At 50.6% G+C, this 14,099-nt stretch carries 13 protein-coding genes; all 13 read right to left on the reverse strand.

The genetic code is table 11. The features are described from left to right. Nucleotides 1-22: 22 nt before the first annotated feature. Nucleotides 23-2,746, reverse strand: a complete 2,724-nt coding sequence (locus ACQ6WK_RS12895) for an NAD(P)-binding domain-containing protein (protein ID WP_432797789.1) — start codon at nt 2,744-2,746, stop codon at nt 23-25. Between the two features lie 200 nt (nt 2,747-2,946). Then, entirely contained in the window at nt 2,947-4,230 is a 1,284-nt protein-coding gene (locus ACQ6WK_RS12900) for a citrate synthase (RefSeq protein WP_432797790.1), read from the reverse strand. 447 nt (nt 4,231-4,677) lie between these two features. Beyond that, nucleotides 4,678-5,367 (reverse strand): hypothetical protein, encoded by a 690-nt coding sequence (locus ACQ6WK_RS12905; RefSeq protein WP_432797791.1) that lies wholly within the window; start codon nt 5,365-5,367, stop codon nt 4,678-4,680. A 472-nt stretch (nt 5,368-5,839) separates the two neighbouring features. Then, the gene (locus tag ACQ6WK_RS12910; RefSeq protein ID WP_432797792.1) at nt 5,840-6,127 is read right to left on the reverse strand and encodes a PLDc N-terminal domain-containing protein; all 288 of its coding nucleotides are present in this window, start codon (nt 6,125-6,127) and stop codon (nt 5,840-5,842) included. 194 nt (nt 6,128-6,321) lie between these two features. Continuing rightward, nucleotides 6,322-7,086, reverse strand: coding sequence for an FkbM family methyltransferase (locus tag ACQ6WK_RS12915; RefSeq protein ID WP_432797793.1), 765 nt, complete (start codon nt 7,084-7,086; stop codon nt 6,322-6,324). Between the two features lie 198 nt (nt 7,087-7,284). Further along, nucleotides 7,285-8,820, reverse strand: coding sequence for a F0F1 ATP synthase subunit alpha (gene atpA, locus ACQ6WK_RS12920; RefSeq protein ID WP_432797794.1), 1,536 nt, complete (start codon nt 8,818-8,820; stop codon nt 7,285-7,287). Between the two features lie 75 nt (nt 8,821-8,895). Then, nucleotides 8,896-9,492 carry an ATP synthase F1 subunit delta gene (gene atpH / locus ACQ6WK_RS12925; RefSeq protein ID WP_432797795.1) on the reverse strand — a complete coding sequence of 199 codons (597 nt, stop codon included), beginning with the start codon at nt 9,490-9,492 and terminating at the stop codon, nt 8,896-8,898. Between the two features lie 51 nt (nt 9,493-9,543). Beyond that, the gene (gene atpF / locus ACQ6WK_RS12930) at nt 9,544-10,218 is read right to left on the reverse strand and encodes a F0F1 ATP synthase subunit B (protein WP_432797796.1); all 675 of its coding nucleotides are present in this window, start codon (nt 10,216-10,218) and stop codon (nt 9,544-9,546) included. A 166-nt stretch (nt 10,219-10,384) separates the two neighbouring features. After that, the gene (gene atpE, locus ACQ6WK_RS12935; RefSeq protein ID WP_432797797.1) at nt 10,385-10,654 is read right to left on the reverse strand and encodes an ATP synthase F0 subunit C; all 270 of its coding nucleotides are present in this window, start codon (nt 10,652-10,654) and stop codon (nt 10,385-10,387) included. 161 nt (nt 10,655-10,815) lie between these two features. Further along, the gene (gene atpB, locus ACQ6WK_RS12940; protein ID WP_432797798.1) at nt 10,816-11,775 is read right to left on the reverse strand and encodes a F0F1 ATP synthase subunit A; all 960 of its coding nucleotides are present in this window, start codon (nt 11,773-11,775) and stop codon (nt 10,816-10,818) included. 20 nt (nt 11,776-11,795) lie between these two features. Further along, nucleotides 11,796-12,242 (reverse strand): hypothetical protein, encoded by a 447-nt coding sequence (locus ACQ6WK_RS12945; protein WP_432797799.1) that lies wholly within the window; start codon nt 12,240-12,242, stop codon nt 11,796-11,798. A 61-nt stretch (nt 12,243-12,303) separates the two neighbouring features. Beyond that, the gene (locus ACQ6WK_RS12950) at nt 12,304-12,831 is read right to left on the reverse strand and encodes an AtpZ/AtpI family protein (protein WP_432797800.1); all 528 of its coding nucleotides are present in this window, start codon (nt 12,829-12,831) and stop codon (nt 12,304-12,306) included. 74 nt (nt 12,832-12,905) lie between these two features. Next, nucleotides 12,906-13,796, reverse strand: a complete 891-nt coding sequence (gene atpG, locus ACQ6WK_RS12955) for an ATP synthase F1 subunit gamma (protein WP_432797801.1) — start codon at nt 13,794-13,796, stop codon at nt 12,906-12,908. Between the last annotated feature and the right edge of the window lie 303 nt (nt 13,797-14,099).

Raw genomic sequence — 14,099 nt, forward strand, 5'->3', positions numbered from 1 at the left:
TATCCCGATCGTCTATCTTTAGTTAATGTTTGATTCTGCGTGAACGATTCATGAGCCCCTCAAGTTTTGATGGCATGGTTTTGCCATTAACTTTCATTTCAACGATTTGGACCGGCGAGGCCATCAACTTATCCTTACCGATAACCATCCCGGTACGCCGATCAATTCGGCCAAATGTCAGTACTCCGGTTGGACAGCTCTGCACGCAAGCTGAACAGCGCACACATTCCGGATCCTCCATCGGCAGACCTTTGTTCGCAAAATTCATGATGTCGATACCTTGATGGCAAACGCTGGTACAGACATTGCATGAAATACATTTTTTCTTTTCCGACAAGATGCGAAAGTTGCTGAAACGTGCGTAGACATGCATGAGTGCCGCAAGCGGACAGGCAAAACGGCACCACATTCGACCGCTGTACATAAAATACAAGCCATAGCCCAGTACGCCTGCAAGCAGCAGATCTACGAACCATTGATAGTTGAACACTTGCAAAACATAGCCAAACCATCTAAAACCAATCCACCAATTTTCATAATGCACTTTGCCGGTGAACATCACTTCAAACAATATGCCAGCCCAACTGGTAGGCCAAATCCACCCCACAATACGCAAGCCAAACATGAGCAATGCGATCCAAAGCACAAACTGACCGATCATATTAACACGGTTCCAGAACGGCCCGTGCGGCATCTTCTGTCGTTGCGTGTCGCCGAGTGTCTCAGCGAGCGCACCACATGAACAGATCCAACCGCAGTAAGCACCCTTGCCCCATCGCCTGATAAGCAACGGGATAAGGACAAAGGTTTGCAATGCACCAATGATGAGCCACCCCCAAAGCGGATCGTTTGTAAACCAGTTATAAACAAACAACGGCCACGCGAGAATCAATCCATAAGCGCGCCAATACTCGCGTCCATGGCCATAGCCTACTTGCGGAAAAAGTTGATCCGCTACCCAGCCGAAAAACCCACCATCAAATACACCGTAATGTCCAAGCGTAGGTAGAATCAATTCCGGCAAGATAAACAACGGAAATACCTGAATGCTCATCAACGATAAAGTTTGTACCGTCACATAAGGTGTACGTCGACGGCGAATGCGTTTGATCCCAAAGATGATGACAATAAGCGAATAGGCGAGTGTATAGTAGAATGCAGGTGCGCCGACTGTCGTACGGACCACGCCGAACAACCCCATTTGATCCTGCATCATGTCATCGATCATTCCGCCCTGCCCCGGCATCATACCGCTCTCAGCAAAGATCTTGTGGTACCAACTTTCAAGTGTCTCAATAATACTGCCGGGTTCCGGGCTAAGAACCATACGAATAAAACCAAAGCCGGTAGCTCTTTCAAGCCAAGCACCAATATCGCTTAGATAACCAATTCCAGGAATCGGTTTACCGCCCTTCCAGTGGTATAACCATATACAGAAGATGAAGAAGGCCACCATAAGCGTGAGGTAAATTCCACCCCACTCACCACGGATGCGTACGCCGCTTTTACGAAAGAACTCAAGCGGTGCTTCACGGCCAATCATGCTAAAAACAGCATCATTTTTAATTTGCTCATCGTTACCATCACTGTCAGTGATCGATATTGTGTCTGCCGTAATCTCTTTCACCTTTGATGCCATCATCAATCGTAACGCACCGCGCGTTTTAACATAATGCTTGCCGCAATCAGGACAATTGCCTTCATCCGGCAGACCCATCAGCGATTTGCCACAGCCGGGGCAGTTCGTCGTGGCATCACTCTCATGCATGTACCCACCTTCAGCAGTGGTTACACGCTCGCTGCTTGGCCGCTCAATTTCAACATCTGCTGAAGGATTGCCCGTCAACATTTCGATCTGTTCAGTATTCTCAGGCTTAGGCCGACTAAACTCTGGCTTGCGATAACTGAGCGTAACGTTTGCACCGTTTCTCGCGAGCGCAATCGCGCCTTCCAGTGCACTATCACCGCCACCTACCACAACCACATTCTTTCCACGAAAATCTTTTGGGTCATAGAGACGGTTATATACTTTGTCGAGATCTTCACCGCTGACACCGAGCTTGCGGAAATTACCGGAGCGACCAATGCCAACAATCACACGGTGTGCTTTAACACTATCCCCGATCTCAGCACCACGCTTTGCTTTGTGTTGCACGTTGCTTTTTGCGATCTGCACATCAAACAACCCACCCTTGCGCTTCACATAATCCACACGTGCATATACCGGCTCAACCCCATACTCGTTTACCTGTTCATACAGATCTTCAAGCAATCCTTCCTTGACACTCGATTTCTCATGGAACTGCAGATCACCCGCAGGAGTCATCTCGGTCGGGTAGGTATAGATCGGCTTAGCCTTAGGAAAATTAACGATGGTCGAAAAAGCTTCAGAAGCTTCAAATAGCAGAAAGTTCAAGCCTGCTTTTTTCGCCTCAACCGCAGCACTAAAACCGCTAACTCCACCGCCAATAATAATCAGATCGTAAACGTCGTCGTCTTGTTTTCGCTTATCAAACGATGGATCGCCCAGTACGCGCTGTACTGTGCGGGCACCAGAATCTGCAGAAAATTTGAGCAACGGCACACCGGTAAGATCGCCAACCACGTATAACCCCGGGATATTGGTCGTTCCATCGGGTTCTACATCTGGTAATTTCTCAACGGTACCGGCCGGCCACTTGGTGTGTAACCAATTCACATACGTGCCGAATAACCCGCGCTTCTTCATGCCTGCTTTTTGTGCCATCAAGCCTTCCCGTGTCGTATGCTCAATTATGATCGTGACCCGGCGCGATCGGACTCTGATCTCATCGTCTGATCGGATGTGGACGCCGCATTATAGAACTGGTAAACATCCCTAATTTATCCATACCGATAAAAAAACCCCGCAGATCACTGACCTGCGGGGCGATTCCCTTACCTGTTTTAGCATTTGGCTAATGTAATTCAGCCACGATTCTCCAATGGCACGTAATCACGCTTTGGCTCACCGACATAAACCTGTCGTGGACGGTAGATGCTACTCTTCTGATCACGGACTTCTTTCCAGTTCGCGATCCATCCAGGCATACGACCAATCGCAAACATGACAGTAAACATGTTCACTGGGATGCCCATCGCACGCATGATGATGCCACTGTAGAAGTCAACGTTCGGATACAGCTTACGGCTGACGAAGTAATCATCCTCAAGTGCAGCCTCTTCGAGACGCTTAGCGATCTCAAGCAGTGGATCATTCACGCCAAGCTTCGGCAGAACCTTGTCTGCAGATTCCTTGAGGATTTTCGCACGAGGATCGAAGTTCTTGTATACACCGTGACCGAAGCCGAAGAGCTTGCCTTTGTTCTTCTTGATGTCTTCAACATAGTCGTGGACATCCACCCCGCTCTTCTGGATTTCATTGAGCTGCTTGAGAACAGCAACATTCGCGCCGCCATGGAGCGGGCCCCAAAGAGCACACACGCCAGCAGCACATGAAGCGAAGAGGTTCGCGCCGGAGCTGCCAACCATGCGGACGGTTGAAGTCGAACAGTTCTGTTCGTGATCCGCGTGCAGCAGAAGAATCTGATTGAGCGCTTGAACCACGTCCGGATCTGGACAGTATTCCTGGTGAGGAATGGAGAACATCATATGCAGGAAGTTCGCACAGTAAGAAAGATCGGGTCGCGGATACATGATGCGCTGGCCGATAGATGTTTTGTACGCCGCTGCAGCAACAGTACGAACTTTGGAGAGCAAACGTGCAGCTGCTTTCTCAAAGTTGAACTCATCTTCCATCTGCATGATGTCGGGGTGATAGCAACTCACCGCGTTGATCATCGCTGAAAGAATCGCCATCGGATGACCATTTGCGGGGAAGCCGTCGTAGGCGTTACGCAAACCTTCATGAATATTCTGCTCGATGGTCAGCAGTTCACGGAAACGAGCAAGCTGCTCTTTGGTAGGCAGCTCACCGTAGATAAGCAGCAAAGCAGTCTCGACAAAAGTCGAGTGCTTAGCCATCTCCTCGATGGGTATACCGCGGTATCGAAGGATACCTTTTTCACCATCGATAAAAGTGATCTTAGATGCCACCGAACCCGTGTTGCGATAACCAGGATCGAGTGTGATGTAACCGGTCTGGCCGCGCATCTTAGTGATGTCGATTGAAGGTTCGTTTTCTGAACCAATCACTGAAGGTGCTTCGAAAACCTGACCGTCCGGCAGCGTAATTTTCGCTGTGTCATTCATTACTGCGTTTTCCATTGTCCGTGCTCTCGTCAATACCAAACAAATGCGTTCTCATACCACAGTGTAGAAGCCTCAAGGACATTTCGCCAGCGGCGGACGAAACCGCCTTCACCGTTTTACTCGGTTAATTTCACTCAGCGAAATTGTTCCAATATCCGGAAAAATCCCGGCCTAAACCCCCATATAGGCTTCAAATTCTCGCGTTCTTTCAGCATAGCATAAAAACGGTTCGGATGTACCCCAATCTTGTAAGCCACAAACTATTTACATTTTTCCAACATCCGAACCACCAAAAGCACTCCTAGTTCCCATAACTATCCCGTACAAATCTGATCTTTAATCAGTACAATGATTTCTTTGACTTCGGCCAACAAGATGCTTGGCAACAAAAAAAAGACGCAAAGCGATATGCTCTACGTCTATCATTGATCGTTAAAAATCATTTTACTACTCACGCTTCCGGCGTAATCCCATTAAGCCAAGCAACATACCACCTAGGCCAAAAGCTGCCGGAGTAGGAACTGCTACCGGATTTTCAGCACCGTCAAAATCAATCCCAATATCCAGTACACCCGCAAATCCACGATTAGATGAATTGAAGCTTTCATCACCACCAAAGCCGGTCCAACCGTCTCGATCTGAGAACCCATAATCAAACGTCAAAGCATCATCAAGAAACACAAACCCATCCGGCCCGAAAGAACTAGGCTCAAGGTCTGCCTCACGATAATTGGTATTGGCTTCCCCGTGTAATACAAGCGCGTATTGATTGCCTGCAAGCAATTCAATCGGCGTATCCAATTCATATGTCACCCAGTCAAACGATGTCCCCGTCGTATCCAACGAGTAGATCACCTGATTGTTGGTCACATCCCAAAGCTCAATCGTTTCATTCGCCCCGGTGCTGTCTGTTACCTTTAACAATTCCGTCACCGTAAGATTTTCATCTCCTATGGTAAACGCATGGCCAACAGAACGCGCGGTTCCAACATAATCATCACTTGAACTGAAAGCATCTTCAAAGAGTGTGCCATCAGTAATCACATCGGCAATAGGCCTGTACGTTTCCGCTTGAGCCGCTGTCGCGATAAGTCCAAAGGCCGCTATTCCAACCAAACCTGTTAAATGCTTTTTCATCAAATTGAATCTCCAGTTCACTTTTGCTCTGAACACCTAGACCTCAAGCGCATCCACTAATCACAATCTATGCAACCAGCAGTGCCGAGTCACTTAACACGGCAAGCCAAAGACCTTCTATTTGTTTAGATGCGTATACAAATTGATCCGCGTTACCCGGATGGGACAAAATTAAAGGCGCAGTAACATACGCCTGCTGAAATGTTTTTGAGTAATCGAACGAATCCTGCCAAAAAGTATTTATAAAAACCGCACGCACTCATACGATCACCGCATCAGAACATCTAAGCCACATGATAAGGCTTCATCTTCTTTTGATAGCTTCTCCCGGCCTTACCCTTGCGAACTAATGGCATCCCCAAATCTCATCCCCATTCCTGACATACTTGAGATTTCTTCATGCAAAAAACACCTCACGATTACTCGTAAGGTGTCCTCGTCTATTTATCAAACGTATCAATCATCGCATAGTTTACGATTTCGTCCCGCGACTCTTCCCAACAAACATATAAACCAATGCCCCAATGATGCCTGTAAATACAATCACCAAGATCCAAACGATCTTTTCATTACCCTCAAAATCACGGGTACAACAATCAATCAGCATCCAAAGCCATATCGCGAATATCAGTAAACCGATTAAAGCAAAAACGCACATAAATAGGCCTGCAAAACCCGCACCCACTGCAGCGCCAGCATTGTTGTTGGATTGAGCCAACATGGCCAAATCCCCAAACATTGTCACAGCTGTACTTAACATGTTTTAGTCCTCTCAATCAAATAAATAACACATAATTCGCATCCATGATAGTTGATTTGTAACATGCGCGAAGACATCTCTTGCAATTTTTCGCAAGTTTGCATTGATCATGGAAAGGTTGTTCGCAAATGGGAATTTACAACGGCTTGAAATGGATTCCTGCCAAAAACATCATGCAATAGAATATCGTCAACTTAAGCAACACGTCGCACATAGATGTCGCCGCCGGTCATGTCGCCTTCGACTTCGATCTGCTGCATAAGATCGATCATCTTGTTCCCGTTAATCCAGCGATCAAGTTCCATACACATATTGCCGGCGTGCATTGGTGATTTGTTGTATTCGTAATGGCCGAGCGATTCGATCCGCTCGATGCAGCGCACCGCCAGCTTCGAAACATGCGGTGTAAATTCGAATGACATCGCCTTGAGCGGTACATTCAATCCGCTTAGCACTTCTGGCTCATACCCTTCCACATCCAGCTTGCAAAAATCAGGCTCGCCATGCTTTGCGATCAGATGATCCATCGTTGTCACCGCAACTTCAATCACATCGTCACGGCTTGTCCGCCCCAACTCTTGCCACGTCTCACTAAGGCTGCACATCGCGGAAACTTCCGCCCGCCCCATCTCTGCAACACCTTCCTTGTCGCCGAGTGCCTTTTGCTCCAATGTGAAATGCGGGTCATGATCAAACCGCTGCCGTAGCTCGGCCGCACATTCTTCGAGCGGCTCCACCCCCACCACGCGCGCGCCCATCTGCCGAAACACCACACTCTTGAACCCGCGGTTGACGCCGACATCGAACACCAGGTCACCGCGTTTCACAAACGGCTTGTAAAACTGCCTCTCCTCACGGATCTTTCGACTCCAACGGGAGCGCGACACCGCATGACGGATTATCTCCAAGCGCGGCATAACACCCATCTGATACAACACTTTCTTTGTGGCGATTTTCATCTAGCACCCCATATTACAACACGGCTTATCTCAATCATCGACATCATCTACCGACGTGCTGGCGAGAGGGGCCCCATAAAAAAACGCCTCACGATCTCTCGTAAGGCGTTTGAAGATTCAATGCGTTTTTATCCCCACACAAGCGGTGCCGGACATGATGTGGCCCACTTCCAGAAGAAAACTTCCGGGGGGGGCGGTTTACTTAGCGGACCAGCCGGACTTAAAGTTCTGCATGGCCTTCTTGATCTTGTCTTCAAGACCCTTGACCTGCTGAGCAGCCACGAGTTCTTCGCGCACATCGCTCGCCTGTGTCTTGAAGTATTCGACCATGTCGCTGGTGAATTTCTCAACCTGATCGAGTGCGAGGTCATCAAGCAAACCGTTAGAACCTGCAAAGATTTGCAGCACCTGATCAATCACGTCCATCGGCACATATTGCGGCTGCTTGAGTAGTTCGACCATACGAGCACCACGGTCAAGCTGAGCTTGCGTTGCCTTATCAAGGTCCGTACCGAGCTGAGCAAACGCTTCAAGCTCACGGAAGGCCGCAAGGTCAAGACGAAGCGAGCCGGCCACCTGTTTCATCGCTTTAATCTGAGCGTTACCACCCACACGTGAAACAGAGATACCGACGTTAATCGCGGGACGAACGCCGGCGAAGAACAGTTCAGGCTCGAGGTAAATCTGGCCGTCCGTAATCGAAATCACGTTGGTCGGGATGTATGCCGAAACGTCGCCTTCTTGCGTCTCAATGACGGGGAGAGCGGTCAGTGAACCGCCACCGTTGTCATCGGAAAGCTTGGTCGCACGTTCGAGCAAACGGGAGTGCAGGTAGAACACGTCACCGGGGTATGCTTCGCGGCCCGGAGGACGCTTGAGCAACAAGGACAATTGACGATAAGCCGTTGCTTGCTTGGAAAGGTCGTCATAGACACAAAGAACGTGCTTACCCTTCCACATGAAGTATTCGCCCATCGCGGTACCAGAGTACGGTGCGATGTACTGCAACGGTGCGGACTCAGCCGAAGAAGCATTGACAACGATGGTGTAGTCCATCGCGCCTTCCTGGCGGAGTTGTTCGACCACGCCTGCAACGGTGGAGTCTTTCTGACCAACCGCAACGTAGATGCAGATCATCTCGTCTTCGGTGCCTACGAATTTTTTCTGATTGATGATGGTGTCGATCGCAACAGCGGTCTTACCGGTTTTGCGGTCACCAATGATCAGTTCGCGCTGTCCACGGCCGACAGGAATCATCGAGTCGACAGCTTTGATGCCGGTCTGCATAGGCTGAGTCACAGGCTGACGTTCAGCAATGCCGGGTGCGATGATGTCAACCTTGCGGTGTTCGGTGGCTTGAACGGGCCCCTTGCCGTCGATGGGTTCACCGAGTGAGTTCACGACACGGCCAAGGAGACCTTCACCGACCGGCACGGAAAGCAGATCGCCAGTCGACTTCACGGTCATGCCTTCAGAGACTTTGAGGTAGTCACCGAAGATGACGGCCCCGACAATGTCTTCTTCGAGGTTCATGACCTGACCGCTGACGGATTCGCCGCCACCGATTTCGAACTCGAGCATCTCGCCGGCCTTGGCTTCGGAGAGGCCATAGACACGAGCGATGCCGTCGCCAACTTCGACCACAGTGCCGACCTGTGCGACGTCGAGCGCCTGACCGAAGTTTTCGACTTCCTGCTTGATTACACCGGTAATTTCATCTGTTTGAATCTTCATTGCTGCCTCTATCTTAAAGGGGCTGTTATCAATCAAACCCTCGGGCTTGCTGTTTCTGTTCTGTCTATCCGTCAGTTAGAGTGTGGCTGCTTTCTGGCGAGCCTGTTCACGACCAGCTTCAACCAGTTTTTGCTTCATCAAACGAAGCTGGCTGGCCACACTCGCATCAATCATTTTGTCACCGACGCGGATCTTAAGTCCGCCGATGAGATCTGCATCGACTTCCTGTTCGAGTTCAACTGTCTTGCCGCCGAGCGACTCACCGATAGATCGCGACACAGTCGCGGCTTCGTCAGCATTCATTTCCTGAGCAACCCATGCCTTCACAGACACAATGTTCTTTTTGTCACGCAGCAAGTTGCTGTAAGCGGTGATGATGCCGGGCAGACTGCCGAGACGATCCTTCGCGTTAACCACACGGAGGAACTTGTAGACCGAATCGCTGAAACGATCCTTAAATACACGCTCGATGAATCCGCCACGCTCACGTTCGGAAAGCGCCCGGTTCTGCAACACCTTCGTCAGGTCCGTATCGTTGGCAAGCAAGTTACCAAGCTCCTGCAATTCCGCAGCAACGGTTTCAAGCTCGCCGCTTGCTTCAGCAATCTCAATCAGCGCTTGAGCGTATACTTCACTCACCGCATCGGTCATTGCTTGTTTTTTTACTGCCATCTATTGATTCCTTACCGTCATACTTGCGATAGGTGATCTATTTCACAATGATCAATTACGATCTTTAAACGCGGCCAGTGATTGATCAATCAGCGATCGTTGATCATCGGCACTGATTTCCTTTTGAAGGATCTTACCCGCCACCGAGGTACTCAGCGCCGCGGTCTGCTCGTAAATCTCAGCAAGGGCGGCTTCCTTTGCACCACGGATCTCCGACTCCACACGTTCCAAGCGAGTTTGAGTATCTGCCTCAGCTTGCGACTTGATCTGTTCAGCGAGCTTCTGGGCTTCCACACGACTTGCATCAATGATCTCTTGTGCTTGCTTGTTCGCATCGGCGAGCTGCGCCTTTAACTCATCCAACTTCGAGGTTGCATCATTGGAAGCTTTCTCTGCGTTAGCAAGATCACCTTCAATTTTCTGCTCGCGATCTTGTAGACCCTTCAGTATTGGCGGCCAGACAAACTTCGCCAGTACGGCAAAGAGCACGAGAAACAAAACCAATTCCCAAACCAAGATACCCGGATCAAATGAGAGCAGACTCTTGTCTTCTTCAATTTGTGCGGCATGGGCATCAACTGCTTCATCACCGGCAGGCGCCGCGGCAAAAGCGGTCGCTGGGCTGAGGTCAAAACTATACTGATCGACAGTAGTGGCTTGGCGAGCGAATCCGCCGAACCAGAATACCATGGTCATCAGTGCCGCATAGAACGTAATCTTCTTCATCAGTGCTACCTTTTTTCAGGCTGACCTGAACGTCTCTTTTTCCGTTGCGTCGTCCTCGGAAGTTCCCATTCCGAGCCGGTCTCTATCCCATGGGTTTCTGGCCCATAACTTCCCACCCGCCTTAAAAACAAGCTGACGTTTTTCAACTTCAGCTTGCAATGATTCCTTAGCCGAGTACGCCCGGAAGAATAAAGGCGATGAAGACCATAGAGATCACCGCGATACCTTCGATCAGCGCTGCTGCAATAATCATGTTCGTGCCGATAGGACCGGCTGCTTCTGGCTGACGTGCGATCGACTCAACAGCGTGACCGCCGATGTTGCCGATGCCTTTTGCAGCACCCATGATTGTCAGACCCATACCGATTGCAAGACCCAGCACTGCCAGACCTGCGCCGCCCATTGCTTGAGCGATCATCATCAAATTATCCATCATAAATCTCCTTGTGAGATACGTTGTTGTACCGGCGATCAAAAAACGCCCAACTAGGCGCCGGCTACCCGGGGCAAATCTATTGCTTCCGCGATCAAGATCAATCCTGCCTTCAACGCGGCTCGCTTCAAATTGTCAATCCCTCACCCATCACAAAAACGTGCTTACAGTTGCACGCCTTCGATGCCTTCCATTCCCTTGTCGTGATGCGCTTCGAACTCATGATCGTGTTCGTGATCACCGTGATGCACCGCACCGGCACTGATAAATAGCACGGTCAAGAATGTGAAGATAAACGCCTGAAGCATTGCAAAGAACAGCTCCAAGAGCGAAATCGCCGTCGCACCCACGATGACGGTGATGCCCACCGGCAACGCAAACGCGCTAAACGTCGTGATCAAACCAAAGAGTGCACCGAGGACCAGATGGCCGGCCATCATGGTGCCGAAGAGTCGCATGGCCAGGACCATACACTTGATGACCACGCCCATCGCTTCAATGACGACGAGCAGCAATGCCACCGGCAAAAGGCCGATCGGCTTGAACGGGATCGGTGCAAAGTGCGCAAAGTACTTGAGGCCCTGCTCTTTCACGCCGATACCGATGATCGCCACGAAGGACAGCAACGCCATCGCGGCGGTCATGTTGATGTTGCCGTTGGCGTTGCCCTTGAACATTTCAACCGCATGAATTGTGTGCGGATCAAAATGAGCAATGCCGACCTTTTCGATCAACTCCATCCCCAGTGCGAGGAAGACCCCGATTGGGACCATACCGAGCAGGTTGATGGTGAGGATAAAAAAGAATACGGACCAGATGTATTTGATGTATTTGTCGGTGATGTCGCCAAGGTTCGGACGGGCGACTTCTTCGCGGATGAAGATGCAGAAGACTTCGAGCAATTGTGCAAACCGGCCTTTGGTTACATAGCCGCTGGTACCCTGCCCAGCCCGGGTTCGGATGCGGCGGGAAGCCGCACCAAAGCAAAGCAAGACCAGTACCGCTGCGAGCAACGTCAGCAACATCTGGTTGTTGATCGCAAAGTCCGTGCCCGGCACGGTGAAGTATTTGTACGGCAAGACCGCATCCAATGGGTCCGAAACAGCCAGCATATTCAACTTCATGATTGATCCTTCAAACACCATCAGTTCTCCATCGCACTCGCCCGACGGGTCGGGTCAATGGTCGCGGTATTGAAAAACTTAACCAGTAAATTCACTTCAACCGCAAGCAGCAGCACGTACCAAACCGTGGTCCAGACCGCAGCCGCCTTGCCTTCCATTCCTTGTCCGAAAACCAGAAAGCATGCCCCGCCGAAGCTCACACCGATCCGCAGAACCATGCCCAGCAGATAGGCGCTCATGACGCGTTCGATAGAGACTTTGCTTGCTTGCCGCACGGGTTCAAGACTGATGAGCGAGCCAACTAGGCAGAAGCCCGCTGTCGCCAGCATTAAAATGATCTGCTCCGCATGACCGACACCGACCGTCACCATTGCACCGATCGCACAACCCAAAACAATCACGATGATCATTTTCATCGCGATGCGGATCGCCGGGAACGGAGGAATGTGGGCCTGTTTGTCTGTCACGTCCGGTTCACGTCTCTCTTACTAAGCCGAGCGCTTCGCTGGGCTGTCCTCGTGCGTCTTGCTAACCACGCTCTTCCTCATGGTCAGCCTCATCATCCTCTCCCTCATCTTCAGAAAGCCTATCCGCTTCCTGTTGCTCCTGCTTCAGCCATTCTGCGAGTTTGGCTTCGTACTCGCTGCTGGCGTCGCCAGTCTCTCCTTCCCCACCCCCCCCAGCTTCCTTCTTCCCACCTCCCTGATCATCCTCCACCTCTTTCGAATCATCCGAGGAAGCTCTCCCAAGCTCCTGTGGATGCTCGACTTCTGCTTTATCTCCATCTGCCGGCTCACGATCCCGATACAGGCTCGGCTTGCCAGTCAGCCCACTCATCCGCTGCATCGACTGCTTGTTTGCCAGCAATGCTTCCTTAATAAAAAGGTAAAGCCCGCCCACAAAACCGATCGTGCCGCAGATCAGCACTCCCCAAGGTGCGGTGCCGTACTTTTTGTCGATCACATAACCAATGATCGTCATCAGCGCCGCCGCACCAGCGAACTCCAACCCCATGTGAAAGTGTCGCCACGGGTTGGGTTGTCCGCCCTTGCTCATTCTTCTTATTCCAAATCCAGCATCGTAACCGCTGGAAAGTCAATCATTTAAAGATTGAACCGTCATTCACGCGATCAAGCATCCAGTGCTGCTGCACCGCCGATGATCTCGCTTAGCTCGGTCGTAATCGCACTCTGACGAGCACGGTTGTACTGCCGGCCAAGCGACTTCTTCATCTTGCCAGCCGAATCGGTCGCAGCTTTCATCGCCACCATCCGAGCAAGCTGCTCGCTGACCAGCGTCTCGTTGAAACATTGGAACAGACGAGTCTTAACTGTAATCGGGAGCAATTCATTGAGCAGCACCGCCGGCTCAGGCGAGAAGTCATATTGCGTTTCAGCATGCATCTTTTTGTCATCACTGCCCTTAGGCTTCGCCATTGGGAGCAATTGCATCGCCTTGGCTTCTTGGCGGGCCATGGAGATAAACGACATGTAAACAACATACACCGCGTCATAATTGCCTGCGGTGAAGTCATGCATATATCGTTCAGCAATTTTGTTCACTTCTTCAAAGGTCGGAGTGTCCGCTTCGAACTGATCGTGGAACACATCCATTTTCTGGCCGGCAAACTTGAAGAATCCGTTCCCTTTCTTGCCAACAACTTCGAGACTGACACCATCCTCGCCTTGCTCTTTCAGAAAGTTGCCCGCAGTCCGGAGCAAGCTGGCATTGAACCCCCCGCACAGGCCGCGATTGGAGGTCAGCACAAGCACGCAAACCTTTCCAGCCTTTTCCTCTGGCGCCTTCAGGAGTGGATTCCCGCCGCCGGCATCATCGCCGACGCTATCAGCCAATTCACTGACAACCTCACCGATTTTTTGGGTGTATGCTTGGGCAGCCGTGGCACGTCGTTGCATCGCCTGAAAACGCGCAGTCGCAATCATCTGCATCGTCTTGGTGATACGCTCGATGTTCCCAACGGCCTTCATCCGGCCTTTAATATCTCGTACATTGGCAGGCATAGTCGGCGTATCATACCTACTCTGCCACAACCGGCAACATGCCCCCTGCAAATTCAACAATCCCTGCCTATCCGGATCATCCGCACCTAGGGAAATTCCTCGAATCCCCCTGTTCACGCATACGAATTTCGCACCTGATCCCACAAGCAAATAGCCCACATTTCACAGCCATATCCTGCGATCCAGTTTCAGTACCGAATTGATCTTCATTCTCAATCCAGAACCGAAATATCTGCACGATAATCAATATGACCGCACAGGTGAAACGTAACCCAGCGGCAGGATTTCCAAGCCACAAATGAC

Source organism: Poriferisphaera sp. WC338 (assembly GCF_050931845.1).
GTDB lineage: Bacteria > Planctomycetota > Phycisphaerae > Phycisphaerales > Phycisphaeraceae > Poriferisphaera.